This is a genomic window from Petralouisia muris, from assembly GCF_004793545.1.
Lineage (GTDB): Bacteria > Bacillota > Clostridia > Lachnospirales > Lachnospiraceae > Petralouisia > Petralouisia muris.
The window spans coordinates 1-24,390 of record NZ_SRYA01000065.1; the positions used below are offsets into that span (position 1 = coordinate 1).

Here is a 24,390-nt window from a genome sequence, read left to right on the forward strand (position 1 = left end):
TACCTAAAGGTTTCGCCTAAAGGCGAGGGTTTTAACCCCATTATACAGACAATAAACCTATTTGCCCCTCAATCTGAGTATTATCAAAATTAAATTCATCAAAATAGGAACTCTTAATAAATATACTGTGAAAAAATTCATCCGACTTCTTATTTAACTTAGTCGCCTCTTTATAACACTCCTTATTATCTGATCCAATAAAGTAAAATTTTGAATACTCCTTCCCCAAACTTTTACTCCATTGCACGAACTTTACTTCATATTCATGATTTAGTTTAAGTTGAACTAAATCTAACTCTGTTCTATTTATCACAATATCCTCATAAGAAATCAGCTGATCATCTACGGATATCTCATACTTATTACTTTCATTTAATTCTAAAAACCAAAAAAATTCATTCCTTATCTCTTCAATTATTTCTTCTTTAGATAATGCAATTAATTGTGTAAATGTAACTTTAGTTCCAACTGAATCTTTTGTTTCAGTTGGTTTTAACCCACCGTTATCGTCATATTCATTAAGAGAATCTTTATTCATTCCAATATAATATTTATATTTCTTTTCGTTTTTCTCGTAAACAGTGTCCCATCTTGCTATTTGAGCAAAAGAGAAAAACGTCAAACGTCCTATACCTTTACGCCCATGTGGCAATGAATGATTTAGTCTGCTAGGTAAATCAGCCTTTTTAGATTCATTAAAAGGTTGAAACTTATGTGGTAATTCATCATATACAATACCTGTACCATCATCTATAATAGATACCATATTTATCAAACCCATTTCATTAGTATGCAAATATACTCTCACATGAGACGCGCCCGCATCAAACCCATTCCATATGTATTCACATATTGCATCTAATGGTTTTACATTTTTCAAATTTTTCTTTATTCCTTCAGGTGTAATCAATATATTTTTCATGGTATCTCTCCCTGACTCTATATTGCTAATATTTTACCATATCCTCATTTCATTTACTATCCAAAAAACACAAATTTTGCAAACAAATACGCAAAACTCCATACTATCACGAAAACTCCGAGCAGTTTCCGTGTTTGTATCATATCCCCCGTTTTTCAACAGCATTTTCCGTCAAGCTAATACACCTTTCAGCCAAAACCGATAATACCCTACACCCTTTTACCTTTCCGCTTTATACTATCACGGAAACCCCCGACTTTTGCGTGAAAGTATACTTTTGCCTGATAGTACGATTTTTTCCCCAATCGCCATCCTATCAGCGGCATTAAAAAACAAAAAAATTGGGGTCCACCACACACCGTGATGAACCCCACCAAGCCTTAAAACCCCTTGATTTTAAGCCATTCTTCAATACTTTTGCCTGTTAGTACCAAAAATCCTATGGCATTATTTTTTTATTGCCGCCTGTGCCGCTGTTATATATTTTTTATCGCTCCCAGCACAAGGCTCTGCCCCGCCCCATTCAAACCTTTTAACGATTCCTGCTATCGTTAAAAAGTGGTACAAAATCAGAAAACGAAGCTGCTCCCTCAACAGAAAAAAGGCTCAAAAAGCGAAAAAACAAAACTGCAGAACCCGTGAAATGCCTTGTTTTCAGGCATTTCCGCAATTCCGCATTGTATCAATTTCGTTGTTGCGATGTTCATCGGTACAACGAAATTGATACAATTCAACGATGCACCCCCAATGCACCCCTTGCAAATGATTAAAATCGCCATTTCTTCATATTAAATGCACACTCTTCCAAGTGTGCATCGATAAATACTTATGTCATTGAATTCAAAAATATTTAGGGACTTCTCCCACTAATTATGCCTCCCAAGGATAGCCATCAAGATCATAATATGCTTCTCCATCAAACGACTGCAATTTCAGACTTTGAGTCATATTATGACCTTCTTCATCTTGATAGCATATGTTAAACCAATTTGGAAGTCCTTTTGTGTCCTCATATTCTGAATGCAAGATTTTTGTCACTCTAGAAGGCCATCTTTTCACATCCTCTGAGTCCTCATATGCAACAGCCATTCTACACCTTTCTCCTGGTTTTAGTACCGTTGTTAGCAGCTTATCAAACACGATAAGATTTCTGGCTACCTTATCATTTACAATTTCAATAGAAAATTGAAGGTTTCTATGACAAGTTCCTCCAGTAAAATCAGGCTTAAGAACATCAGCTGTTCCAGGGAGTTGCTTATTTATACTGTCTATTTTAATAGCAAAAGAAGGCTGATTTTTGCGTACTCTACTATTCTCTTTCTCTACTTGAATTCCTTTTATTGCATCTATAAATGCACTTCTAAACCGTTCCCATCTTACATCAACAACCTTAGTAAGCCCAAATTTTTCTGTCAAATTGTCTTTCAATTCATTCAGTCTTTGCCTAAGTTCCTCTTCATCAGAATCCAATTTAATTGCTATTTGGTCAGCACTAATGGCACCTCTTATCTGAGAGAAATCGAACCCCGGAAGCAATATTGATGTATATTCTTTTTTTGTTACCCATGCAGCCCCCATTTCATTTAAGCTCGCTGCACTCGAATAATATCTATCCGATAAAACAAATATAACATACAAGTCTAAATCCCAATCTATAAATTTATTTGCAAGCCAATCATAAACCCGCTTATTTAAGGGTATTCCGTATCCTGGCACTGATGAACAAATCATCTGTGTATGATCCAATCCTATATTCTCAAAAAGAGTAACCAAATGCTCTGCATATTTCTTATCAGTGGTTGCATGGCTAATCAGCAACATAGGCATCTTATTTTCTGTCATTTTAATATTCTCTCCTTCAATAGCTTTTTTCTTATCCTCAAAATATGTTTTTCCCAAATTTGACAGCGTAAGCATAACGCTTTTAGCATAAATCATATAGTGGGACAGCATACCATACATCAATAATTTCTCCGCTTCAAGCGGTAAAGAATTACTCGGATGTTTTGGAACAGCATCATCAGAAACTGTAACAAAGTTGTTGTCATTCCCATTATACTGTTCTAATGCAATTTCTAAAACCTTCTCCGCATCTGGATCCATAACGCGAAAATCACCTATGTACTTCGCAGCATTAACAATCCCGGATGCCCGTTCGCACCTTGTATTGTCCCGTTCTATCCTTTGATTTTCTTTCATCTGCTTTTCAATTGCTTTCTGTTCTGACGATTTCGCAGGCATAACTTATCCCCCATCTCTATTAGCTCGTATTTTGTACTCGAACTTAATCATATCATATTTATCGTCAAATTCCCACAAGAAAGCAAGCCGAAGAACCACAAAGTCTCCGGCCCGAAAAAAATTTTTCTTTCTATATTAAATGTCGATTTTACACATTTTTACCTATCCATCAACTTTCACTTCGTTTCCCGCCTTGAAAGTGAAGCGGATGTCATCCCTAGCATAAACCGTGGCGTAGTCAAGGAGCGCCGTCCAAAGCTCCTCATCAAACTTTCCGCAGAAACCGTCCAGCTTCTGAAGCCCGCCAATAAACCGCATATAGGTTTTCCTCTTCCCCTGCCTGTCGGAAATCTCTCCGGATGCTTTTTCGTACCCGTCCCTGGCCGCCTCGTATCTTGCGACCAGTTCATTGCGTCGTCTCTGGTATTCGCCCTGGTCTGTGGCGGCGGCCTTGTTCTCCGCCACAATCCTCTTTACCATTTCCGCCACCGTCTTCATCTCGGTCAGGAGCCGGCTCTGCTCCACTTCCAACTCCGTGGTGTCGCATAATGTCCGCATCATCACCTTGGTGTTCGCTATCAGCTCATCCTTTTCCGGGATGACCGCATTGACCGCTTTTACAAAGGCTTCCTTTATCTCGTCCTCGGTAATGTGCGGTGTCTGGCATTTCTTATCGTTTTTGAACTTATGGTTGCACTGGAAGATTACCCTGCGGTATTTGTCCTTGGAATGCCACACCTTGGAGCCGTACCAGTTCCCGCACTCAGAACACTTGATTTTTGAGGAAAATATGCTGGCGCTGCTGTACCTCGTGTCCATGCTTTTCCTCCGCTCCATCTCTTCCTGCACCAGCTCCCATGTTTCGGGCGGGATGATTGCCTCGTGGTTTCCCTCCACATAATACTGCGGTATCTCCCCCTGGTTCTTCTTCCGCTTTTTTGTGAGGAAGTCCGCCGTGTATTGCTTCTGCAGGAGCGCGTCCCCTTTGTACTTCTCGTTGGTGAGGATGCTCTTGACGGAACTCTGGTGCCAGGTGTCCTTCCCCGCAGGGCTCTTGATGCCAAGCCCCGTCAGCTTCTTGCCGATGGCATACGGGCTCAATCCCTGCAGGAAAAGCTGGTATATCAGCTTTACCGTTTCCGCCTGCTCCGGGTTCACCTGCAGGCTGCCGTCCTCGCCCTTCTCATATCCGAGGAAGGTGCTGTAGGCAAGGCTGCCTTTGCCGTCTGCAAACTGTTTCCGCTTGCCCCATGTGGTGTTCTCCGAAATGCTCCTTGATTCCTCCTGCGCAAGGGAGCTCATGATGGTGATGAGCAGCTCCCCCTTGGAATCCAGCGTGTAGATGTTCTCTTTTTCAAAATAAACCTCGATGCCCTTCTCCTTCAGCTTCCTCACCGTTGTTAAGGAATCCACCGTGTTCCTTGCGAACCGGCTGACCGATTTTGTGATGATGAGGTCAATCTTCCCCGCCAGGGCATCCTCAATCATCTGGTTAAAACCATCGCGCTTTTTTGTGTTCGTTGCAGAGATGCCTTCGTCTATGTAAACGCTGTCTTTGATACAATTTGATTTTTCATTAAACCCCATGATTTTTTACCGATACCCCGCGATTTTTTATCATACTCCATGATTTTTCCTATACCCCGTGATTTTTCCCCATACTCCACGATTTTTCCTATACTCCATGATTTTTCCGCAGGAGGCAAGGAAAAATCCCCCGGAGCCGTTTTCTTCCCTGCTCCGGGGAACTATATTCTCATGCCTTTATCTCCATCCCGTTCTTGAAAGTGAAACGGATGTCCTCCCTGCTGTACACCATGGCGTACTCCACAAGGCTGTACCAGTCGTCCTCGTTAAATGCCGTGAGCGAACCGTCCAGCTTTTCCAGGGCGGAAACAAACCTCCCGATTTTTTCCCGCTTCGCCTGCCGCTCTGTGATGGCCTGGCTGACTTCCGAAAGCCGCCCCTTCGCCCGGTTGAACCGCCCCGCCAGCCCGTCATACTTTTTCTGGTACTCCGTCTGGTCAAGGGCAACGCGGGCATTCTCCGCCACGCACTGTTCGATCAGCTCCGCCACCACGTTCATCTCCTCCTGCAGCCGCAGGCGCTCCGCCTCCAGCCCCGCGGTGCCAAAAAGCGTGTCTTTTATGGAGTCGTAATCCTCCCGCACACCGTCCTTTTCTGCAAAGATGGCATTGGCCGCTTTCAGGAAAAGCTGTTTGATGGTTTCCTCGTCAAGGTGGGGCGTGCCGCATTTCTCCCCGCCGTCAAATTTGTGGTTGCACTGCCAGATGGTCTTCCGGTACTTGCTGTTGGAATGCCACACTTTCGAGCCGTACCAGCCCCCGCAGTCCGCGCATTTTATCCGGCCGGAGAATACACCCGTGCTGCTCGCCCGGTTCTTCCCGGAATGCCTGGCCGCCATCTGGTGCTGCGCCTCCTCGAACACGGAGGGGCTGATGATGGCCTGGTGGTTGTTCTCCACATAATACTGCGGCACTTCGCCCTCGTTCACTTTCTTCTGCTTGGTGAGGAAGTCCACCGTGTACACTTTCTGCAGGAGCGCATCGCCTTTGTATTTTTCATTCGTGAGGATGCTCTTCACCGTGCTGGAAGACCATGCCTCCTTGCCGCCGGGCGAGGGGATGCCCTCCGCCGTCAGCAGCTTTGCGATTGCGTGGGGCGAGCGCCCCTGCAGGAAGAGGCCGTAGATCCTGCGGACGGTCTCCGCCTGCCCCTCGTTGATGACGAGGTTCCCGTCCTCGCCCCGGTCGTAGCCCAGGAACCGCTTGAACGGCACCGTGACCTTGCCGTCCGCGAAACGCTTCCTCTGCCCCCAGGTGCAGTTCTCCGAGATGCTCCGGCTCTCCTCCTGCGCCAGCGAGGACATGATGGTAAGGAGCAGCTCGCCCTTGCCGTCGAACGTCCAGATGTTCTCTTTTTCAAAGTAGCACTCCACCCTGTTCTCCTTCAGCTTCCGGATGGTCGTGAGGCTGTCCACCGTGTTCCTTGCGAATCGGGAGACGCTCTTGGTGATGATGAGGTCGATGGCACCGGAAAGCGCATCCTCCACCATTTTGTTGAAGCCGTCGCGCTTTTTCGTGTTACAGCCGGTTATGCCTTCGTCCGCATATACAGATACGAATTCCCAATCCTCGCGCCCGTTGATGTAGTTCGTGTAATAGTCCACCTGCGCCTCGTAGCTGCTCTGCTGCTCCTCATGGTCGGTGGAGACGCGGGCATAGGCGGCCACCCTGCGTTTTTTATAGCTGCCTATCGGTGCCGCCGTGTGCCGGTTCACCGTGGCCGGTATCGTGATCACGCTCTTTGCCATCGCTCTTTCCTCCCTCCATAAAAATTGAATTCCAGGCTGCCATCCGGAAATGCCGTGATTTCCTCTATCTGCTTTTCAAACTCCGCTTCGTCAAATTCCTCCAGCCCCATCATGTGCGCGGAAACCTGCCTCAGCTTGTAATCGGTGTAGTTCGGGTTATGGCACTCCACATTCTTCCTTTTCTTGCCGATGCAGTACCAGTACACCCACTTCCCCGCGCCGTTCACCCGGTGGTATGTATTCCCGCAGGCGGCGCACCGTATCTTCCCCTGGAAGCAGTCCGTGACCGTGGCGATGTGCCTGGGCGGGTCCAGGTGCAGGTTCTTCCAGACTTTCGTCTCCCCGCCGGTGAGATGGAATTCCAGGTCCCCGTTTTCCATGATGGTGATGCCCCGGACAGCCTTTTCAAACACAGCCCCGTCAAACTCATCCATTCCAAGCGTCCGCGCCGAAATCCGCTCCAGCTCTTCCTCGCTGAAATTCACGCTGGTGCAGCTCATGCCCGTCTCCTTTTTGGAGCGGCATATCCAGTGTACATAGGTCTTCCCCCTTATGGTCCCTTTCTTCCGTGTGAACGGCTGCCCGCAGACGCCGCATTTCATCTTCCCTGTAAAAGGGTAGGCGGGATTGACAAGCCCCGCCCGCCGTTCCATCTCCGCCTGGACCTTTGCGTAGGTTTCCCGGTCAATGATGGCTTCATGGCAGTCTGCCATGTAATACTGCGGCAGCTCCCCGCCGTTCTTTACCTTTGCCTTGGTGATGGGGTCCGCCATGTAGCATTTCTGCCGCCGGATGTCGCCGGCATAGACCTCGTTGAAAATGAGCTGCCGCACCGAGGCTTCCTGGAAATCGTTGCCAAGAGTGGTGCGGATGCCCACCCTGTTCATGTTCTCCGCAATCCGGCGGAAGGAAACGCCGTCAATGTACATCTGGAACATCCAGCGGACTGCTTCCGCCTCTTCCGGTATGATGACATATTTTTTCTCATCCTCATCATACCGGTATCCGAGGATGTGCTTGTTCGCCGTCCCGATCTCGCCGGACTGGAACCGCCGCCTGACTCCCCACTTCACGTTTTCCGAGATGCTCCGGCTCTCCTCCTGTGCAAAGGACGCCAGGAGCGAGAGCATCAGCTCCCCATCCTCTGAAAGCGAATTGATATGTTCCTTCTCGAACCGCACCTCGATGCCGAGGGACTTCAAATGCCTGACCGTCTCCAGAAGGTCGACCGTGTTCCTTGCGAAGCGGCTGATGGATTTCGTCAGGATGATATTGATCCTGCCCGCCTCGCAGTCGGCGAGCATCCTTAAGAATTCGCTGCGTCTGGCCGTCCCCGTCCCGGATATCCCGCAGTCTGCGTACACCCCTGCATATTCCCATTCCGGATTGTTCTGGATGAGTGCGCTGTAGTAGCTGACCTGTGCGGAAACGGAATTCATGAGCCGCTCCGTGTCCCTGGACACCCTCGCATAAGCGGCCACTTTCTTCCGGTCTGTCAGTACGGGGCGGACCGGCTCGATTCTGCTGATTTTCTTCAATGAAACCACTCCTTTCCGCTACCATTCATCACTCTGAAACGCACTTATTGCAAGGGTTTTCCCGCTAATAATGTACCCAGAATTGGCCGGTGTTTTTTAAGCAGTATTGTATCAATTTCCGAATATTCCTCCTCGGTGATGGCGCCTTCTTCGAGCATCGCCCGTGCCACGGCAAGCGACATCCGGTAGCGCATCTCCGCGCGGAATTCCCCCTCACTCATCTGCGCCGCCTCCCCCGAACCTGGCTTTTATATAGCACCCGTGGGAGCAGTATTTCCTCCTGGAATCCCCATAGACGTCAAACTGCTTCCCGCACCCGGCGCATATGAAAGAATACACCGCCCTCTGCCTTATCTGCTCCGGATGCCCGTGCCACCACTTCTCCCGGCACTCCCTGGAGCAGAACGCCCGCCGCTTCACGCCCGCCGTCTGCTGCAGCGGCTTCCCGCATTCCCGGCAGATGCCTTCCTGCGCCTGGGCGTCCTCCTGCCCGTCCTGCGCCGCCTGCCCCGCCAGGCCGTTCCTCCTGCAGAAGCTGCGCACCGCGTCCCTGGACACGCCCGCCAGCCTTGCCGTCTCCGTATATCCCATGCCTGCCCGCCGCAGGTCTGAAACCTTCCTTTTCTGTTCCTCCGTCATGAAAAATACACCTCCTGCCATATGCCACCGCAGGGGCGGGAATCGGACGGTCGCGCCAGTATTTTTTCTGTGCCTCCCGCCGTGCGGAAAAATAGCTTTCACATATAGGCCACGGAAACGGGGGAACTGAACCCCCTGAAATCAAAAAATGGCCCACGACATTTTATGTGCCGTGGGCTTGTCACTATTCGCGCCGGGCTTTACGCCATGGCGCGCCTCCCGTTTAGCTGCCACACATCGTGGCTCTTGATCTGCCGGACGGCGGAGGATACCGTGTTGGCATGGCCGTGCTTATGGTAGTAGGCCGTCCCCTTCGTGTGCTTGTGGTAGATGCGGACCGGATACCGATCATAGGAAAGTTTCTGGACAATCCAGCAGTGTTTGGTGCATCTGGACTGGATCTCAAAGAAGTCATCCGTCTGGCGGATGAGCCGGAAGTACGGGGAAGTGAGAAGTGTGCGTTCTCTTGCAGTGAACATCAGCATCCCTCCTTCCGCCGCCCCCTGCGTGGCAGGCGGGCTGTTTCCATAAACTGTTTTTTCATAGGCGTGTGCCTCCTTTATTTTTCTGCCGCCGTTTCCGGCAGCGCCCCTTTGGGGTAGTGCCATGTTAAATCAGAACCGGGGGATTATCCACTCATTTCTGCGCCATAAGATGCACAAACTTTCCATCCGTTTCCTGTGTAGTTTACACCCACTAAAAAACGGGCCCGCGGCACATAGGAAAATGCCGCGGGCCCTGCTGTCTGTATTTATATCCGGCTGGCGTAATCAAGCGAAATCCACCCTGCGTTGGATTTTAGTTTCCCCCACCTGGAGGCGCCTTTCCCGTCCGCTTCCTCAACAATGGTAAATACACCCACGCCGGTCACCTTCCCTGTTTTTGGCTTATCCGTGCCGGGCCCCTGCCTGATGTTCAGGTCGGGGATGGACACCCGCACAAGGTACGGCTGGAGTGCCGCCGCTTTGGTGTACAACGCCTTCCCCGATTCATCGAACACGGAATGCCCCGAATTCTCATCCGCGCACTTCTTGGCATTCTCCAGCGACTTGAACGCCCCTTTCTGCGAGGAGGCGTCCGCCCACGACTTCCGGACGCGGTACCAGGCTTCGGTCTCTGCGGGAGCAGGCTTTGGTGCGCCTCCCGCCGTGCCGAGGATGCCTTTCAGGATGGAGAGGATTTTCCCGCCATAGCCGGCCCCCGCCGCCCATCCTTTCCCGGCCGGGTTCTCCTTCTGCCCAAGCCACTCCGCATATTCTGCACAGCCCCTCGTGACATACTTGAAACGCGGGTCAATACAGGCGTTCTTCAGCGCATCCGTGGAGGCGTAGGCTTTCAGGTGCTGCACCTGCGCCCGGATGCCGAGCTGCGGCGTGCCAAAGGAATTCCCCTTCATCCCGTTTGAAGTCACGCCCATGCCGCAGAAATTGTTCTGGGAAAGCGTGACCGCAGAGCCGGAAAAAGTAAAGTTCCCCGTCTCAAGGCAGGACTGTGCAAAGGCGATGTCGCCACGCACTCCCTCCGCTTTTCCTTCCGAAAGATACAGCGGAACCATGTCAAGAACGGACTGTGCCACGCCCGGATTCTTCGCTTTCAGATACGCTTTCATCTGCTCCGCAGTCGCCACGGCATTCCCCATGATCTTCGTGTATCCGTCCGTGCCGGAGGACGCACCGCCCATCGCCGCCTTGACCGCCCTGCGGAATCCGTCCATCGTGTACCCCATCCCAAGCTGCGCCCACAAATGCTCCGGGTCGCCGTGGTTGCTGGCAATGCCCCGGCTGTGTCCTTCCCTGTGGCTGATGATGGCACCGTCCGCCAGTGGGTCCAAGCCGTACTTCTTACAGAGCATTGCGAACAGCTCCACCGCCGCCTCATAGGTTCTCTCCGCCACCGCTTTTGCCTCTGCCATGTCAGAACAGGTAAAATTTGAGCCTGCCGTGTACCGGATACACGCAGGCTCGCACATCTCCACCCCGATATGGGTATTGTTCCCGCTCCCTTTGTTCCCGCTCCCGCAGTGCCATCCCCTGTGGTTCCAGGGGAGTGTCTGGTACACCGTTCCATCGTTCCCGTCAATGAATCCGTGGACGCAGGATGTGTCATGCGCCGGGCTGTTCCACGAACTGATGAATGCGGACGCCTTCGGCTGCGGGCAGCCCACGGAATGGAGCATCAGCCCCTTCACCGTAATCTTCCTCCCTGCCGTGTAGCAGGGATTTCTCGTCATAATGCTTTCCACAAGTTTCATCCTCACTCGTCCCCCTTCCCGTTTTCCGCCCGGTCATGCAATTGCGCCAGAATGTCCTTCAGCTTTTCCGGGATGGGCAGCCCCAGGTGTCCGGCGTTCTCCAGGAGGCTCACGCCCTCGTTGGAGATGTAGAAAAAGATGATGGCCGTCCGCAGCACGGAGCCGCTCCCGATGACCTGCACATCGAGGATGTTGGCGATCCCCACCAGCAGGAAGACCAGCACTTTCTTTGCGATGCCCCTGAAACCCACCTCGCTGGACAGCTTCTTATCCGCTGCGGCACACATCACGCCCGTGACATAGTCCACCACGACAAAAGCGATGAGCGCATACAGCAGGCCGTCACAGCCGCCCAGGAACCAGCCGAGCCATCCCCCGATGGCAGTGAAAATAAGTTGGATCGTGTTCCAGAATTCCTTCATGTTGAAACCCTCCTTTAAATGATTTTTTGTATGATAAAAGGCCGCCCGCCAAACGGCGGACAGCCCCGTATCCAAAAGGATATTTATTTGTGTCGTTTACACAAGTATCTGTGGGAATCTTTGTCACATTTATGCCTCCCGTTTCCCTTGCTATTTCACGGCTTCAGAGTGATTAATAACACTACCCAAAGCCCCGCCTGCCCGGAAAACGGGAGGCGGCAGGGGAAAATAAAAATCCAAGGAGGACACCCTATGAAGACAAAGAACATCAAAGTCGTTTACACCTACCGCCACTGCCAGAGCGGCGGCATCCTGCACAGCGGCACCGGTCCATGCACCGCGGTCCCGAAGATACAGATGGAAGGCCACTGGCTGGAAGCCCTCGGCTTTTCCATCGGTGCCCCGCTCATCGTTGAATACGAGGAAGGCTCCATCCACATCCGCACCCTCACAGCCGAAGAGCTGGCGGCAAAGGAGCAGCGGGAGGCACAGGCTGAGCTTGAAAAAAGGATCGCGCAGCTTGAGCAGATGAAGCGCGGCATTGAAGCCGAAGCCGCATCCCTCTCCATGGTCGCGGAGCCGTCCACAAGATACGCCGCATCTGAACCGGACTCCCGGAACTGAAGAAACGCCGCACGCCGGGGCTCCCGGCACACACCACCCTTTTATCACGGCAGGGGAAACGCATCCCCCTGCCGTAAAGCTGCCCGTCATGCCTCCTCCGTCAGCGTGTAGGTGATCTTCATGGTCTTGTTGGCGTCCTTCACCACCGCCGAGGAAAGGTTGTTGATGGTGGCAAGGTAGGGCGTCAGCAGGTACATATGGCGGTATTCGTTCCCGTAGCTGCCTCCCCACCCCACCAGGAACTGCTTATACTGGAACAGCGGCGTCGCCGCGCTGCCGAGCCTCACGCTCCCCTGGGTGTGGATGACCATGTCGTCTGCCGTGACCTGGAAGTCCCCGCCGATGATCAGGTCCCCGATCAGCGTAAGGTACAGCTCGCAGGTCGCGGACTCGCACAGCGGCTTCATCTTGGAAGTGAAGCCGAAAGCGACCAGCGCCACGTCTGCGGAATTCGCCACGTTTATTTTATAAATGCCCTTTTTGTCATACGCAGGGACATACAGGTATCCGTTCCGCATACAGCAGCGGCACTTCCTTTCGGGGTAGCTGTCCTCCATGTCCCGCTCCCCCACCGCCACCAGCCTTGCGTTGGACAGCGTCCATTCCCCCTCCGTCACGGTATAGTCCGCCTTGGATATCTTTACCCACAGCATCCTTGCGTTCCCGGAGGAATTCGCCTGGTTGGAGAAGCCGTACCAGTACCCGTCCTTCCCGTCCAGGAATTCCCCGTACTTCGTGTAGCTGCCCAGGAACAGGAAGGTCTCCGCCGGCACGGCGTGGTCTTCCAGCACGGTGTAGGTGGAATCGTCCAGCTTTTCATTCAGCCCGATGGTGAAGACGGGGATGCGCACCTTCCGTATCCGCACGCTGGAGTCCGCAAAGGTGATGGAATACAGCAGGTCCTTTTCAAAATCCATCTCCACTGCCTCGAACAGCACCTCCTGCTTCGCTTTCCCAAGGTCGCCGATGTCCAGCTTCTTTATCTTTAAAAACGTGCTGGCGTCCCCCACCAGGCTCCCGTAGGCGTTCTGCCCGCCCTGGGCGCTGGTCAGCGCCACCGCCGCGATGGTGCCGTTGCCCTGGCTTGGCGTGAACTCCCACACAAATTTATAGCCGTTCTCCAAAGCCTTGCTCTCCGTCTGGTTCATGCTGCCCCTGGCCGTGTTCGCCGTGGTGTTCACATTGTTGGAGGCATAGGCCACCGGGAGGTTATCCGACATCTCGTAGATATGGGCGGCATCCTCTTCCAGCGTCCTGGGGAAGAGCAGGATGCCGCCGACCATGTTCGGGCAGATGGGGAGCAGCGTCCCATTCCAACTTAAGACATCCGCCAGGTTCTCTTCTGAGTAAAACACGCCCATGGGGTTCATGCCCAGGATGTCGTTCACCGCCTCCGTCACCATGTTCTCCTCCGTGACGCTCTCCACTTCCCCCGTGGCTTCATCCGTAAGTTCCAGTACCATCGTCCCTTTCAGCTTCATCCTGTCCCCTCTCCTTCCTGCGGCAGCTCCACGGGCTTCCCGAACGCGCCGATGCCCGCCTTCCTGATGCTGTCCGAATAATATTTCTTTACCAGCTCCATTGTCTCAAATCCCATCTCCCCGGAGAACGCCTTCGCCTGCAGGCCGCCCTTAAGCGTGAACGGCTGCACATATTCCTCCACCGTGATGGTGCCGTCCCACGCCGCGCCCGCAGCCATGCCCTGGCCGCTGATAGAGGCGATGCACCCGCCCGTATCGATGGCTGCCGTCCCTCCCTCCATCCGCAGGTGGACGTTGAAAGTGTTCGTGATGTTCGGCACAAGCCCGTCAATCGGATAGTACAGGGAAAGGATGTGTTTCCCGCTCCCCCAGGTCTCCACGGGGTAATGGATGAGGATCTCGGAATCATTGAATTCGTATGTGACATACGCCACTGCCTTCCCGTCCTCCGTCCATGTGACCGGAAGCTCCACGTCCACCGTGACGCTTTCTGTATCTGCCCCCTGGCCGCCGCTGCCATCCCCGGTATCTGTTCCGGCATCCGCGCCTGTTCCTGTATCCCCGCCGCCCCCTGCCGGGAACGGGACCACGATGCTCCCTTTCGCACTGGCAGAACGGCTCACCTGCCCTGCGGACACATCCACCAGCACCTGCCCGAAAAACTGCACATGGGTCTCCTCTTTCGCTGCGAACTCAATGCTGATGATCCGCACACTGGTCTCCGCCACCGTATAGGCGGAGGCATTCGTGAACGTGTGTATCCCGATCTTCCCCGCCTCGATCTGGTTTAGTAGGCCGGAGATGTTCTTGTCGTTCTTCGATTTTGCCTGCGCCAGCCTTGGGTTCTTCCCCACACATTTCAAGGTGTGTTTCCCACCAATCCTACAGTTGGAAGAAGTGATGCAGGCGGTCTGGCTCCCGTCTGCCTGCCCGCCCGTGAAAGTCAGCACGTCCCCTAAATCCAATGCCGGGTTCCCGATGGTGCTGGAATCAAACGGCACATAACTGACCACCGCCAGGTCATTTAAAATGTTCCGGCAGAGCGTCTCCCGCGTTTCCTCCAGCCCGAACTGCAGGAGCGGGTTCACCGCCAGGTTCATGGTCAGCCCGTCGTCCGGCTCCAGGGCGTAATACTCCGCCGTCTGTGTGCGCAGGTTCGTGGAGCTGACCGCCGTGTACCGGGTGATGAAGTCGGAAAAGCTGCTGGTGAAACGGTGCCTGCTCTTTACCTCCATCACCGGCTGTGTCCCATATTTCCGCAGCTCCAGCTTCCCTTCCCGGTTAATGCAGAAAAAGCCGCCAAGCACCTGCCCGACAAAGTACAGCACGTCACGGTAAGTCTCGATGTCATTTTCCGGGTAGATGGAGAGCAGCTCCGTGCCGTTGGGCATGGCCTCGATCTCCGCCTGTGTGTGCGCCAATACGACGTTGCACGCCTTACAGCATAAATCCAGGAACGCCCAGGCGTTGCCCACCGTCTCAAAACCGTTAAAACTCTTCTCGAAGCGCAGCATATAATCGTAGGCTTTCAGCTCCAGGCAGTGCGCCGTCCGGTTCGCCTCGCTGACCTCGAAGATGCCCATCGGCACTTCCTCGAAACTCCCGTCCGCAAGCCGCAGGTGGTAGGAGAGCCGCACCTCCGCCCCTTCCAGCGTGTAGCGGTCAATCTGTGAAAAGAGCGTGATGCCCATCTCGGCGGCGTACACCGTCCCCAGCTCAATCTCTGCGCTGCCGCAGCACTGCGCCGTGAGGTACCCGCTCCCTTTCACGATATCTTCGTAAACAAACGGGTATACAGCGCCGCCCTTTGTCGTGATCTGCCCCGTCCAGCAGTAGTTCCGTGTGTTCTCCTGCACCGCCCGCAGGAACGCATCGCTCACCGGGTACATCCGATTCCACCTCCTCCCGCCATGCTTTCTGTGTCCTTATAACTCTTTCAGCGTGAACGACACCTTCCAAAGCCCCTTATAGGATGTGTCTTTCACAAGGCTTGCCTTGTAGCCGCTAATAAACATTTCCGTCCGCTTTATTTCCAACGTTTCCGTGTCAAAATAATCTACTGTGAGCTTTTCCATCTGCTTAAACCCCGTCAGCAGCTTCAGCCATTTGGGGGAAACAGAAAAAGCGGCGGGGATGGACACCACGCCCATCCTCACCACGTCCCTCTGCGTGGTCCCGGCCTCCGTCTCGCCCCCGGAATCCGCCTCCACGTCCGCCATCTGCACCTCGTAGGAGTCCGGCAGGGGGAGCGGCACACCGTCAATTGCCAGATACTGTATATACGCCATGCCGCCTTACCTCCCTCCCGACCTTAAGTTCTGCCTTGCCTGCGCGTCCACCACCACTTCATCCAGCAGCGTCCCGCCCACATACACGGGGATACAGATGGTCCCGCCGCCCGCCATCTCCTGCAGGCCGGAAAGCATCTCCCTAAGCCCTCCGAGCAGCTCGCCCACGGAAGGATCCCCGGAGGAATCCCTGCCGCCCTGCATCCCCTGGACAGCCGCCTGCGGCTGGAGCATTAAGTCGGACGCCACCCCGGACACGGCCTTCTTCACCATGCCCCGGCTCTTTTCGATGCCCTTTGCCAGCCCGGACATGAAGTCCGGCATCCAGCTCTCGTAATCCGTCAGCGGCCCCTCGTCCGGCACGGAGAAGTGCAGGAAGGAGCGTATCTTGTCCGCTACATCCGACACCGCATTTACCACGTTGCCGATGGCGCTGCGGATGCCGTCCGCGATTCCGTTGATGAAGTCCTTCCCCCATTCCAGCGCCTTCCCCGGCAGCGAGGTGATGAAGCTGATGGCGGACTGGAACCCGGACTGCACTACGCTCCCCAGGGAGGAAAGCGCGGAGCCGATGCCGGAAACCATGGCCTTGAAAGCGTTCACCGCCGCCTGTTTCAGATTGGACGCAATGGACGACACCAGGTTTTTCAGCCCGTTCCAGGCGGACGAGGCTGTATTCTTGATTGCCGTCCAGATATTTGCGATTGTGGTTTTCAGCCCGTTGAACAGGATGGAAACGTGGTTCGCAAGCCCCTGCGCCAGCGAGCCGACCACCTGCTTGATGCCGTTCCAGATATTGGACGCCGCATTCTTGATGTTGTTCCAGATGTTGGCGGCGTCCTCCTTCAGCTTGGTAAAATTCCCGGTCACCAGGTCGATCAGCAGAAGCACCGGCCCAAGCACCACATTCTTGATCAGCTCCCAAGCCCCGGAAGCCGCCGTCTTGATGCCGTTCCAAATGCCCTGCAGCGTCGTGGAGAGGTTCTCCCACAGGGAGCGTATCATGTCCACAATCCCCGTCAGCACGGGATTGTTCATCATGTTCGTCCAGATGTTACTGAAAAAGTCGCCCACGGACTGCCACAGCCCGCTCCACCACGCCGGGATGCCCTGGAAGAATGAGACCAGGGAATTCCAGGCATTCGGTATGGTCTCCGTAAAGAAAGAACAGATGACTTCCCATGCGGAAACAAAAAATTCCTTGATCTGCGTCCAGATGGCATTGACCGCCTCACGGAACCATTCGCATTTGTTGTACAGCACCACGAGGATGGCGACAACAGCGGCGATTGCCAAAGGCACCCACCCGATAGCCGCCACCACGGCGGAGATCGCCGGGATCACCGTCCCGGACACAAACCCGATTACACCGGAAATAGCGCTGGCGATCTGCGGCACCACGGTCATAATTGTTCCGATTGCCCCGACCACTTTCCCGATGACAATCAGGACGGGGCCGAGCGCCGCGGCCACCAAAGCCACCGTGACGATGATCTTCTTCGTGCCTTCGTCCAGGCTGTTCAGCCAGTCCACAAGCCCCTGAATCCAGCCCACGATCTGCCGGATGTAGGGCATCAGGATTTCCCCGATGGAGATTGCCAGTTCCTCCAACTGGCTCTTTAAGATCGTAAGCTGCCCCGCAAGGTTATCCTGCATGGTGGCCGCCATCTTCTCCGCCGTGCCGTCACAGTTGTTGATGGCGCTGTTCAGCTTTTCAATGTCCCCCGGCGCGGCGTTCATCACCGCAAGGAATCCGGACATGGCGTTCTTGCCCACCAGAGCCTCCGCATTGGCGGCCTTCTCCGACTCGGACATCTGTGCGAATGCCGCGCGGCAGTCTGCCAGGATGTCCCCAAGGCTCCTCATGCTGCCGTCCGTGTTCGTGGTCTGTACCGTCAGCTCCCCGAAGGCAGCCCCGGTAAACTTCACTTCCCCGGTGAGGTTGGTCATCATGGAGCGCATGGCCGTGCCTGCCTGGGAGGACTTGATGCCCGCATTCGCCATCAGGCCGATGGCCTCTGCGGTATCCTCTGCGGAAAAACCGAGTGCGCCGGCCACGGGCGCACAGTATTTAAACGTCTCGCCCATCATGGATACGTTCGTGTTGGCATTCGAGCTTGCCGCCGCAAGGATATCCGCGAAATGCCCGGAATCCTCCGCCGACAGCCCCAGGGCGGTCAGCGCGTCCGTCACGATGTCCGAGGTGGTCGCCAGATCCTCCCCGGAGGCTGCGGCAAGGTTCATGATGCCCTCGATGCCGGAGAGCATATCGTTCGTCTTCCAGCCGGCCATGGCCATGTAGTTCATCGCCTCCGCCGCCTCGGATGCGGAGAACTTGGTCTTGCTGCCCATCTCACGGGCCTTATCCCGCAGGGCTTCCAGGTCCTTCCCGGTCGCCCCGGACACAGCCGCCACCTGGCTCATGGCGGAGTCGAAGTCGGAAGCCACCTTCACGGCAGCCGCGCCAAGCCCGCCCACCGCCGCAGTGACGGGCATCAGCTTCTGCCCCACGCCCTCAATGGCGGAGCCGACCGTCTTTAACTTCTCCCCCGTGGCGGCAATCTTCTGCAAAGCCACGGCGGACTGCCCCGCCTGCCGCTCCAGGTCACGCAGGTTGTTTTCCGTCTCGATGATCTCCCGCTGGAGGGCATCGTACTGGCTCTGGGAAATCTCGCCCCTTGCCAGCGCGTCATTCGCCTGCTCTGCCGCCGTTTTCAGCGTCTCCAGCTTTTCCTTCGTTTCCGAAACTGCCTGGCCGAGCAGCCGGTGCTTCTGCGCCATCAGCTCCGTGTTGCCGGGGTCGAGCTTCAGCAGCTTCTCCACGTCCTTAAGCTGTGACTGCGTGTTCCGTATCTCCGTGTTCACGCCTTTTAGCGCCGTCTGGAGCTTCGTGGTGTCGCCGCCAATCTCTACCGTAATCCCTTTTATCCTGTTTGCCGCCACACCAACACCCCCTTAACGGCGCAAAAAAAGCCCGGCTGCCCAGGCGTTATCAAAAAAATCCAAATCTGCGGTTAAAATAAATCGAACTCGTCCTGCCCTGCGATAATGGAGTAGTCCGCGCTGTCATTGCTGCTCTCCGCGTACATATCGTTGACCATGCCGATGGTCAGCAAATCTAAATCCCGGATGGAGATGCCGAGCTGCACACACCGCAGCAGGAACAGCGGCGTGGTCATCGGGCGGTCAGTTGCGCGAAGTTTTTTTTAGCCTCCACGTCGGTCTTCACGTTCAGCCCCCACAGCTCGATGAGCTGCGGCAGCACCTGGTAGATGGAGAACGTGCCGAAACCGTCCAGCCATTCCTCCGGCGTGTCCGGGATGGAAGGGTCGGCGTGCTTCGCCATGATGAAGGCGATGTTCTCGAACAGCTCCAGTGAAAACAAGTCTAAATTGGAATTCTCCTCATCGCTTTTCCCGATGCTCTTTTCCAGCGCACTCAGATCCTTGTAAATATCCCGGTGGAACTTAATCCGGTAAATACGCGGAACGGCCGCCGATGCCCGGAACGGCACTTCCTTCCCGTCAATCTCAATCTTCCTTGTCATGCTCATGCGTCGCCCTCCTCATTGCCCTGCTCCCCGCCGCCATCATCTGCCGCCGCGGGCATATACACCGCCTTGTACCAGTCCTTATAAACAGTTTCGTCTGTGGAATCCCCGGTCTTCGCCTTCACCATCCCGTCCGCCAGGGGCGTGGCCTTGACGGTCAGCGTCTCCGTCTGCACCTCCCGGCTCTCCTCGTTGGTCTTGCCCTCGATGCCCGGTCTTGAGGCGGAACAGTTGTAGAGGACATGGCGGATGTGCCTCTGGTCGCCGTCAAACTCAAAGAGCAGCGCAAAAGCCGCAAGCTCCGCCGAGGCGTTCTCAATCAGCACGCCCCTGCTGTCCAGTTCCTCCCGTAAGGCATCTTTGCGGAAGGACTCCGGGATCATGGCAAGCTCCAGGTCGCCGTCGTAGCCCATGTTGTTGTTGATGACATAGTACGCCGTCCCGTCCGCATAGAAGTTCTCCGGCTCGCCGTTGGCGTCCAGCGAGATGGACACCGAGCCGGGCATCGGGATAGGCGTCCCGTAGGACACCACCCCGTCTTCCGAAACCGTGAGCATCGCATAGTGCGTGTTTTTCAGGTTGTATTTCACTTTGTTCTTTTTATTCTGCATCCGTCATGCCTCCCATCCAAAAATATACAGAACTTCATAAAGCCGCTCGCTACCAATCCATGTTTCCGATTTGTTGTAGAAGACCTCATGCGCGTCCAGCACATCCTCCACTTTTTTCTCCACCGCCAGGTCTTTCTTATCGGTGTAAATCTCCACATGGACGCTTGCGCCCCTGTGGTACACCTTCCCGTCCGCTGCGAAATTGTCGCTCCCCGGAATGAGGTAGCAGAGGAACGGCGGCTCCGGCGACTCCCCTTCTACGAAATGGTCGTAGGCAAAAGGCAGACCCATCTCCGCAATCATGCTTACAAGTTTTTCCAAAATGCATCACCCCCTCAGAGCCTTTTCAATTTCCTGCTCCAGCGTCCGTTCCGCCCGCTCCTCCGCAGGCGCGATGTGCGCCTTTCCGGGGACGCGCCCGCCGCCCCGTTTGGCGTGACCGAATTCCAAGAGGTGCGAGAGCTGGTAGCGGTTCCTGGAATGCACCACCAGCTCGATGGAGTTGGAAGTCTCCTTCACGTTCTTCACAGACCAGCTTTTCGCATAGGCGCCCGTGTCCTTCGGCGCTCCCTCCTGGATATCCTTTTTCACGGAATTCCCCGCTTTCTTCACCGCCTTTTTCAGATCATCCGCCGCAAGGTCCGCGTACTCCGTCAGCCCCTCCATCACTGCGGCCGCAAGCTGGTCGATCCTTACCCTGTCTGACATCATTACCGCCCCGCTTTCTCACATTTGAATTTCAATGCCCGTTTTTTATTGTTCAGATGGTCTACCTTCAGAATGTCATAAATGCCGCCGTCCCATAAAATCCGGAAGCCCGTGGTGTCCACAGCCTTTGCCTTCTGGCAGAAACGCACCGTGAAGCTGATGTCCGGGTGCGCCGCGGTCTGCCCCGCCGCCTCGGATTCCGCAGAGGACTTCCCCAGGGAATCGCTGATGGTGGCATGGCAGGAGTAGTAGTCTGCCCATGTGTTTGTGTGGTTTCCGATGGCATCAGAAACCGTTTCATTTTTCTGGAACACAATCCGCACGTTCATCGCCGCCACATCCATCAGAACGCCTCCTTCCTTGCCCCAAAGAGCAAAGCCCGCAGGGTGAGCGTGAGGGCGCGGTGGTCTGCCTCCTCCCGGTGTTCGTAGAGGTAGGCCGCCGCATACAGCACGGCAATCCTGGCATTCTCCACGGCAGAAAACTCTTCCAGTGAATCCATCCGCGCCACATCCATGCAGAGGCGTTCCGACGCCCCGATGATGCTTTCGATCAGGGCGTCGTCCTCGTCATAGTCCACACGGAGGTAGTTCTTCATTTCTTCCAGCGTCACTGCCATGCCTCCACCTCCCTCCGAAAAACCTTAGGCCGAAGCCCCTTTCTGTTCCAGCACCTTCACCGCTTCCGCAAGGATCATCTTCCCGTCCACACGCTGCGAGGCGAGGAATCCCACCTGCCCGCTTGCAGCGAACAGCTCGTTCAGGCGCTTGAAGGAACGCCCCTGCCTGTCAGCGATCCAGTAATAGGAAAAGTCGCCGAAAGCGATGGTCTTTGCACCCGCGGCCATAACCGGCATATACGCCGAGGTCTTGATGGGGCGGCCTAAGATCATGTCCGGCGTCCCGGCTGCCAGGGACGGCTGCCACAGGTACTGCCCGTTGTTGTCCTTCAGCTTGCGGATGGCCTTGATGGTGGAATCGTTCAGCACCCACATGGATTTCTTGCGGTACGGGGATTTCAGCGAATAATATAAATCCATCAGCTCATCCGCCGTCACTGCCGTGGCAGACGCTGCGGTCACTCCCGTTTCCGCGCCGCCAGTTGCCGCCAGGACACCCAGCGGCTTGCCCTTGCCGTCCCCCGTGAAGAACGCCTCCTCTTCCTTCGCCCCGATGCGGCGGGCAAACTCGCGGGAGATATAGGACTGCAGGTCAAAGACGCTGTCGTTTAAAAGCTCCTCGGAGACCTTGATCATTGTCCCCAGCTTGTAGGCGCCGATGGAGACCTGCCCGAAGGAGTCGTCGCTCTCCGGGAATGCGCCCTCCTCGTCAATCCAGGATGCCGTGCCTTTGCTTGCCACCACGGGGATCTTGCGGTCACCGCTGGAGGTCTTGATGACCTTCGCCATCTGGCGGAAGATGTTCTCCTCCTCCAAAGCCTCCACCAGCGTCCTTTCATATTCATCCGGCACCAGGTAGCCGCCCTCGGAGTCCGTGCCAATCTGCAGGGCATTGGTGACCGCAGGCATCGGTGCCTTGGAGCGCATGGCGTTCCAGAAGTTCTTCCGGTAGTCGTCGGAGGCACGCCCGGTCTTATCCTCCGCACCGTCCGCCTCCGCCTTTCCACCCGGTTTCCCCGTAAGGGGTTTGTTGATCGGGCGGTTCAGCTCCGCGTCAAGTGCCTCCTGCCGCTCCAGCCTTGCGATCTCCTTCCCAAGGTCGGTAATCTCCTGCTCCATCCTTGTGTATGCGGCGTCATCCTCTGCGGAAAGGGTGCCGTTCTCCTTCCTGTGGGAATCCAGGAATGCCTTCGCCGCCTCCCATGCCTTCGCGCGTTTCTCACGCAGTTCAAGAATCGTCATAATGGAATCCTCCTTCTCATCGCTTTAATAAATTAAGCCGCTCCATGAGTACGTCCACGGAACGGCCGGTTTCTGTTTTTGGTGTGCCTTTCTCTCCCGGAGCAGGGATCTTCGCCTGCTCCCCGATGCCCGCCCTGGGCTTTTCCTCCCCGTATTTTGCAATGACCTTGTTCAGCAGGGCATTGTCCGCCGCCCTGCGGGAGAACAGCATGGAACTAGGCGCGGGAGGGAATTTCTTTTCTTCTTCCTCCCCGTCCGTATCCCCCTCGCCTTCCTCCGGCTCCTTTTCCGGCTCCGCCTTTGCCCGCGTCATGATCTCATCCGCAAAGCCAAGCTCCACCGCCTTGTTCGCGTCCATCCACGTTTCCGCATCCATCAGGTGCGACAGCTTCGGCCGGGAAAGCCCCGTCTTTAACACATAGGCGTTGATGATGGATTCCTTCACTTCGGATAGCATATCCATGGCCTTCTGCATCTCCGCATGGTCACCCCATGCAATAGTGGCAGGATTATGGATCATCAGCATGGAAACCGGGGATACCAGGACGGTGTCGCCTGCCATGGCGATCACACTGGCGGCGCTTGCAGCGATGCCGTCTATCTTCACGGTGACTTTCCCCTTATAGTTGGAAAGCATATTGTAGATCTGTGCCGCCGCCACGCAGTCGCCGCCCGGCGAGTTGATCCACACGGTGATGTCGCCCGTGCCGCTGTTCAGCTCATCCTTAAAAAGCTGCGGCGTGACGTCATCGTCAAACCAGCTATCTTCCGCGATGGTGCCGCTCAGTTCCAGGATGTGCTCCTCCGCCCCCGTTTCCTGGTTTTTCACTTTCTTCCAGTTCCAGAACTTCTTTGTCTTCATCCGACTCCTCCTTTCCCGGTGCGGCCCCCTCTTTCCCGAAAAGCCCCGCATCGGCTAATTTTGTCATGTTCCCGTTGATGAGGTACAGGTCGCCGCCCACTTCCTCCGGGATACGGTCAAGGTTCTCCAGCTCCCGGATGTCGTTTGCCGACATCCACCCGTTCTGCCGCCCCACGGCGTAGCCGTTCATGCGGCTCTGGTAGTCGCCACGGAGCAGACCGTCCACGTTGAACTTCACAAAATATTTCTTTTTCTCCTCCGCCGTCAGCAGCGACCGCGCCATGGACTGCTCCCACCTCGACACCCACGGGTCAAGAGTGTATTTCACGAACTCAAGGCTCTGCTGCTCGATGTTGGAGAAGCTGCTCTTTTCCAGGTCGCCCACCATGTGCGGAGGCACACGGAAGATCCGCGCGATCTCATTGATCTGGAACTTCCGCGTCTCCAGAAACTGCGCCTGTTCCGGTGAAATGGAGATGGGCGTGTATTTCATCCCCTCCTCCAAAACGGCCACCTTGTTGGCGTTGTGGCTGCCGCCGAAGGTGGACTGCCAGCTCTCACGCACACGGCTTGGGTCTTTGATGGTTCCCGGATGCTCCAGCACGCCGCTGGGCTGTGCGCCGTTGGCGAAGAACTTCGCCCCGTACTCCTCACAGGCTATCGCCATGCCGATGGCGTTCTTTGCCATGGCAATAGGGGAATAGCCCACCAGCCCGTCAAAGCCAAGGCCGGGGATGTGCAGCACCTCTGTGGGCGGCAGGACGACCGTGCTGCCCTTTACCGTAGGCGCGTCTTCCATGCTGACCGTGTACTCGTAATAGAGCTGCCCTTTGGAGTCCCGCTCCACGCCCATCCGGTCCGGCATCAGCGGGTACAGCCCGATAACCTCGCCCTTGCCGTTTCGGATGATCTGCGCGTAGGCGTTCCCCCAAAGGAGCAGGTGCGTCATCAGCGTTTCACGGAAAACGAAGGAAGTCATCTCCGGGTTCGGCTCATCGTGCAGTAAAAAAGTGTCTTCGACACTTCAGCCCCCTAGCCCCCATTCATGGGGGAATTAG

Annotated in this window: 24 protein-coding genes and 1 pseudogene; 1 reads left to right on the plus strand and 24 read right to left on the minus strand. The window is 55.0% G+C overall.

Going from position 1 to position 24,390, the window contains the following annotated elements; all coding sequences use genetic code 11:
• Positions 1-40: 40 nt before the first annotated feature.
• From E5329_RS22130 to E5329_RS22170, 10 genes are all read right to left on the minus strand, one after another.
• A complete protein-coding gene (locus E5329_RS22130) occupies positions 41-922 on the minus strand; it encodes an ATP-binding protein (protein WP_135991491.1) in 882 nt (293 codons plus the stop codon).
• 870 nt (positions 923-1,792) lie between these two features.
• Complete coding sequence (locus tag E5329_RS22135; protein ID WP_135991492.1) at positions 1,793-3,163, minus strand: TIR domain-containing protein; 1,371 nt, start codon at positions 3,161-3,163, stop codon at positions 1,793-1,795.
• Positions 3,164-3,325: 162 nt separating this feature from the next.
• Positions 3,326-4,750, minus strand: coding sequence for a recombinase family protein (locus E5329_RS22140; protein ID WP_135991493.1), 1,425 nt, complete (start codon positions 4,748-4,750; stop codon positions 3,326-3,328).
• A 169-nt stretch (positions 4,751-4,919) separates the two neighbouring features.
• On the minus strand, positions 4,920-6,497 hold the full coding sequence (locus E5329_RS22145; RefSeq protein WP_135991494.1) for a recombinase family protein: 1,578 nt from the start codon (positions 6,495-6,497) through the stop codon (positions 4,920-4,922).
• Positions 6,482-8,044 (minus strand): recombinase family protein, encoded by a 1,563-nt coding sequence (locus tag E5329_RS22150; protein ID WP_275443614.1) that lies wholly within the window; start codon positions 8,042-8,044, stop codon positions 6,482-6,484. The genes E5329_RS22145 and E5329_RS22150 overlap by 16 nt, the downstream gene beginning before the upstream one ends.
• 35 nt (positions 8,045-8,079) lie before the next feature.
• Positions 8,080-8,256, minus strand: coding sequence for an SHOCT domain-containing protein (locus E5329_RS30020; RefSeq protein ID WP_168356725.1), 177 nt, complete (start codon positions 8,254-8,256; stop codon positions 8,080-8,082).
• The gene (locus E5329_RS22155; protein WP_135991495.1) at positions 8,249-8,674 is read right to left on the minus strand and encodes an RNA polymerase subunit sigma-70; all 426 of its coding nucleotides are present in this window, start codon (positions 8,672-8,674) and stop codon (positions 8,249-8,251) included. Before E5329_RS22155 ends, E5329_RS30020 begins: the two co-directional genes overlap by 8 nt.
• A 200-nt stretch (positions 8,675-8,874) precedes the next feature.
• Complete coding sequence (locus E5329_RS22160) at positions 8,875-9,282, minus strand: hypothetical protein (protein ID WP_135991496.1); 408 nt, start codon at positions 9,280-9,282, stop codon at positions 8,875-8,877.
• A gap of 143 nt (positions 9,283-9,425) precedes the next feature.
• Positions 9,426-10,925, minus strand: coding sequence for an N-acetylmuramoyl-L-alanine amidase (locus tag E5329_RS22165; RefSeq protein WP_135991497.1), 1,500 nt, complete (start codon positions 10,923-10,925; stop codon positions 9,426-9,428).
• 2 nt (positions 10,926-10,927) lie between these two features.
• Positions 10,928-11,347 (minus strand): phage holin family protein, encoded by a 420-nt coding sequence (locus E5329_RS22170; protein WP_135991498.1) that lies wholly within the window; start codon positions 11,345-11,347, stop codon positions 10,928-10,930.
• Between the two features lie 252 nt (positions 11,348-11,599).
• Here E5329_RS22170 and E5329_RS22175 point away from each other — a divergent pair, with 252 nt between their 5' ends.
• A complete protein-coding gene (locus E5329_RS22175) occupies positions 11,600-11,971 on the plus strand; it encodes a SymE family type I addiction module toxin (RefSeq protein ID WP_135991499.1) in 372 nt (123 codons plus the stop codon).
• 86 nt (positions 11,972-12,057) lie between these two features.
• On the opposite strand, the gene E5329_RS22180 is transcribed toward E5329_RS22175, so the two are convergent.
• From E5329_RS22180 to E5329_RS22240, 14 genes and pseudogenes are all read right to left on the minus strand, one after another.
• On the minus strand, positions 12,058-13,452 hold the full coding sequence (locus E5329_RS22180) for a hypothetical protein (protein ID WP_135991500.1): 1,395 nt from the start codon (positions 13,450-13,452) through the stop codon (positions 12,058-12,060).
• Positions 13,449-15,341: a hypothetical protein gene (locus E5329_RS22185; protein ID WP_135991501.1), complete on the minus strand. Its 1,893-nt coding sequence runs from the start codon at positions 15,339-15,341 to the stop codon at positions 13,449-13,451. The genes E5329_RS22180 and E5329_RS22185 overlap by 4 nt, the downstream gene beginning before the upstream one ends.
• A gap of 36 nt (positions 15,342-15,377) precedes the next feature.
• Positions 15,378-15,740: a hypothetical protein gene (locus E5329_RS22190; RefSeq protein WP_135991502.1), complete on the minus strand. Its 363-nt coding sequence runs from the start codon at positions 15,738-15,740 to the stop codon at positions 15,378-15,380.
• A 6-nt stretch (positions 15,741-15,746) separates the two neighbouring features.
• Positions 15,747-18,683: a phage tail tape measure protein gene (locus E5329_RS22195; protein WP_135991503.1), complete on the minus strand. Its 2,937-nt coding sequence runs from the start codon at positions 18,681-18,683 to the stop codon at positions 15,747-15,749.
• 71 nt (positions 18,684-18,754) lie between these two features.
• On the minus strand, positions 18,755-18,919 hold the full coding sequence (locus E5329_RS30025) for a hypothetical protein (RefSeq protein WP_016213948.1): 165 nt from the start codon (positions 18,917-18,919) through the stop codon (positions 18,755-18,757).
• On the minus strand, positions 18,916-19,293 hold the full coding sequence (locus E5329_RS22200; protein ID WP_016285861.1) for a hypothetical protein: 378 nt from the start codon (positions 19,291-19,293) through the stop codon (positions 18,916-18,918). Before E5329_RS22200 ends, E5329_RS30025 begins: the two co-directional genes overlap by 4 nt.
• A complete protein-coding gene (locus E5329_RS22205) occupies positions 19,290-19,901 on the minus strand; it encodes a major tail protein (protein WP_135991504.1) in 612 nt (203 codons plus the stop codon). Before E5329_RS22205 ends, E5329_RS22200 begins: the two co-directional genes overlap by 4 nt.
• A gap of 3 nt (positions 19,902-19,904) precedes the next feature.
• On the minus strand, positions 19,905-20,222 hold the full coding sequence (locus E5329_RS22210) for a hypothetical protein (protein ID WP_016289833.1): 318 nt from the start codon (positions 20,220-20,222) through the stop codon (positions 19,905-19,907).
• 6 nt (positions 20,223-20,228) lie between these two features.
• Positions 20,229-20,609 (minus strand): HK97 gp10 family phage protein, encoded by a 381-nt coding sequence (locus tag E5329_RS22215; protein ID WP_135991510.1) that lies wholly within the window; start codon positions 20,607-20,609, stop codon positions 20,229-20,231.
• Positions 20,610-20,611: 2 nt separating this feature from the next.
• Positions 20,612-20,953, minus strand: a complete 342-nt coding sequence (locus tag E5329_RS22220) for a phage head closure protein (protein ID WP_135991505.1) — start codon at positions 20,951-20,953, stop codon at positions 20,612-20,614.
• On the minus strand, positions 20,953-21,228 hold the full coding sequence (locus tag E5329_RS22225) for a head-tail connector protein (RefSeq protein WP_135991506.1): 276 nt from the start codon (positions 21,226-21,228) through the stop codon (positions 20,953-20,955). Before E5329_RS22225 ends, E5329_RS22220 begins: the two co-directional genes overlap by 1 nt.
• A gap of 24 nt (positions 21,229-21,252) precedes the next feature.
• Entirely contained in the window at positions 21,253-22,470 is a 1,218-nt protein-coding gene (locus tag E5329_RS22230; protein ID WP_135991507.1) for a phage major capsid protein, read from the minus strand.
• 16 nt (positions 22,471-22,486) lie between these two features.
• Positions 22,487-23,332 (minus strand): head maturation protease, ClpP-related, encoded by an 846-nt coding sequence (locus tag E5329_RS22235; protein ID WP_135991508.1) that lies wholly within the window; start codon positions 23,330-23,332, stop codon positions 22,487-22,489.
• Positions 23,232-24,341: pseudogene (locus tag E5329_RS22240) on the minus strand (phage portal protein); the annotation flags it as partial. The gene E5329_RS22235 and the pseudogene E5329_RS22240, both read right to left, overlap by 101 nt.
• Positions 24,342-24,390: the final 49 nt, after the last annotated feature.

Excerpts from the sequence above, each read along its gene's own strand:
- E5329_RS22130 (WP_135991491.1), bottom strand. The coding sequence starts at position 922 with ATGAAAAATATATTGATTACACCTGAAGGAATAAAGAAAAATTTGAAA.
- E5329_RS22135 (WP_135991492.1), bottom strand. The coding sequence starts at position 3,163 with ATGCCTGCGAAATCGTCAGAACAGAAAGCAATTGAAAAGCAGATGAAA.
- E5329_RS22140 (WP_135991493.1), bottom strand. The coding sequence starts at position 4,750 with ATGGGGTTTAATGAAAAATCAAATTGTATCAAAGACAGCGTTTACATA.
- E5329_RS22145 (WP_135991494.1), bottom strand. The coding sequence starts at position 6,497 with ATGGCAAAGAGCGTGATCACGATACCGGCCACGGTGAACCGGCACACG.
- E5329_RS30020 (WP_168356725.1), bottom strand. The coding sequence starts at position 8,256 with ATGAGTGAGGGGGAATTCCGCGCGGAGATGCGCTACCGGATGTCGCTT.
- E5329_RS22155 (WP_135991495.1), bottom strand. The coding sequence starts at position 8,674 with ATGACGGAGGAACAGAAAAGGAAGGTTTCAGACCTGCGGCGGGCAGGC.
- E5329_RS22160 (WP_135991496.1), bottom strand. The coding sequence starts at position 9,282 with ATGGCACTACCCCAAAGGGGCGCTGCCGGAAACGGCGGCAGAAAAATA.
- E5329_RS22165 (WP_135991497.1), bottom strand. The coding sequence starts at position 10,925 with ATGAAACTTGTGGAAAGCATTATGACGAGAAATCCCTGCTACACGGCA.
- E5329_RS22170 (WP_135991498.1), bottom strand. The coding sequence starts at position 11,347 with ATGAAGGAATTCTGGAACACGATCCAACTTATTTTCACTGCCATCGGG.
- E5329_RS22175 (WP_135991499.1), top strand. The coding sequence starts at position 11,600 with ATGAAGACAAAGAACATCAAAGTCGTTTACACCTACCGCCACTGCCAG.
- E5329_RS22180 (WP_135991500.1), bottom strand. The coding sequence starts at position 13,452 with ATGAAGCTGAAAGGGACGATGGTACTGGAACTTACGGATGAAGCCACG.
- E5329_RS22185 (WP_135991501.1), bottom strand. The coding sequence starts at position 15,341 with ATGTACCCGGTGAGCGATGCGTTCCTGCGGGCGGTGCAGGAGAACACA.
- E5329_RS22190 (WP_135991502.1), bottom strand. The coding sequence starts at position 15,740 with ATGGCGTATATACAGTATCTGGCAATTGACGGTGTGCCGCTCCCCCTG.
- E5329_RS30025 (WP_016213948.1), bottom strand. The coding sequence starts at position 18,919 with ATGACCACGCCGCTGTTCCTGCTGCGGTGTGTGCAGCTCGGCATCTCC.
- E5329_RS22200 (WP_016285861.1), bottom strand. The coding sequence starts at position 19,293 with ATGAGCATGACAAGGAAGATTGAGATTGACGGGAAGGAAGTGCCGTTC.
- E5329_RS22205 (WP_135991504.1), bottom strand. The coding sequence starts at position 19,901 with ATGCAGAATAAAAAGAACAAAGTGAAATACAACCTGAAAAACACGCAC.
- E5329_RS22215 (WP_135991510.1), bottom strand. The coding sequence starts at position 20,609 with ATGTCAGACAGGGTAAGGATCGACCAGCTTGCGGCCGCAGTGATGGAG.
- E5329_RS22220 (WP_135991505.1), bottom strand. The coding sequence starts at position 20,953 with ATGGATGTGGCGGCGATGAACGTGCGGATTGTGTTCCAGAAAAATGAA.
- E5329_RS22225 (WP_135991506.1), bottom strand. The coding sequence starts at position 21,228 with ATGGCAGTGACGCTGGAAGAAATGAAGAACTACCTCCGTGTGGACTAT.
- E5329_RS22230 (WP_135991507.1), bottom strand. The coding sequence starts at position 22,470 with ATGACGATTCTTGAACTGCGTGAGAAACGCGCGAAGGCATGGGAGGCG.
- E5329_RS22235 (WP_135991508.1), bottom strand. The coding sequence starts at position 23,332 with ATGAAGACAAAGAAGTTCTGGAACTGGAAGAAAGTGAAAAACCAGGAA.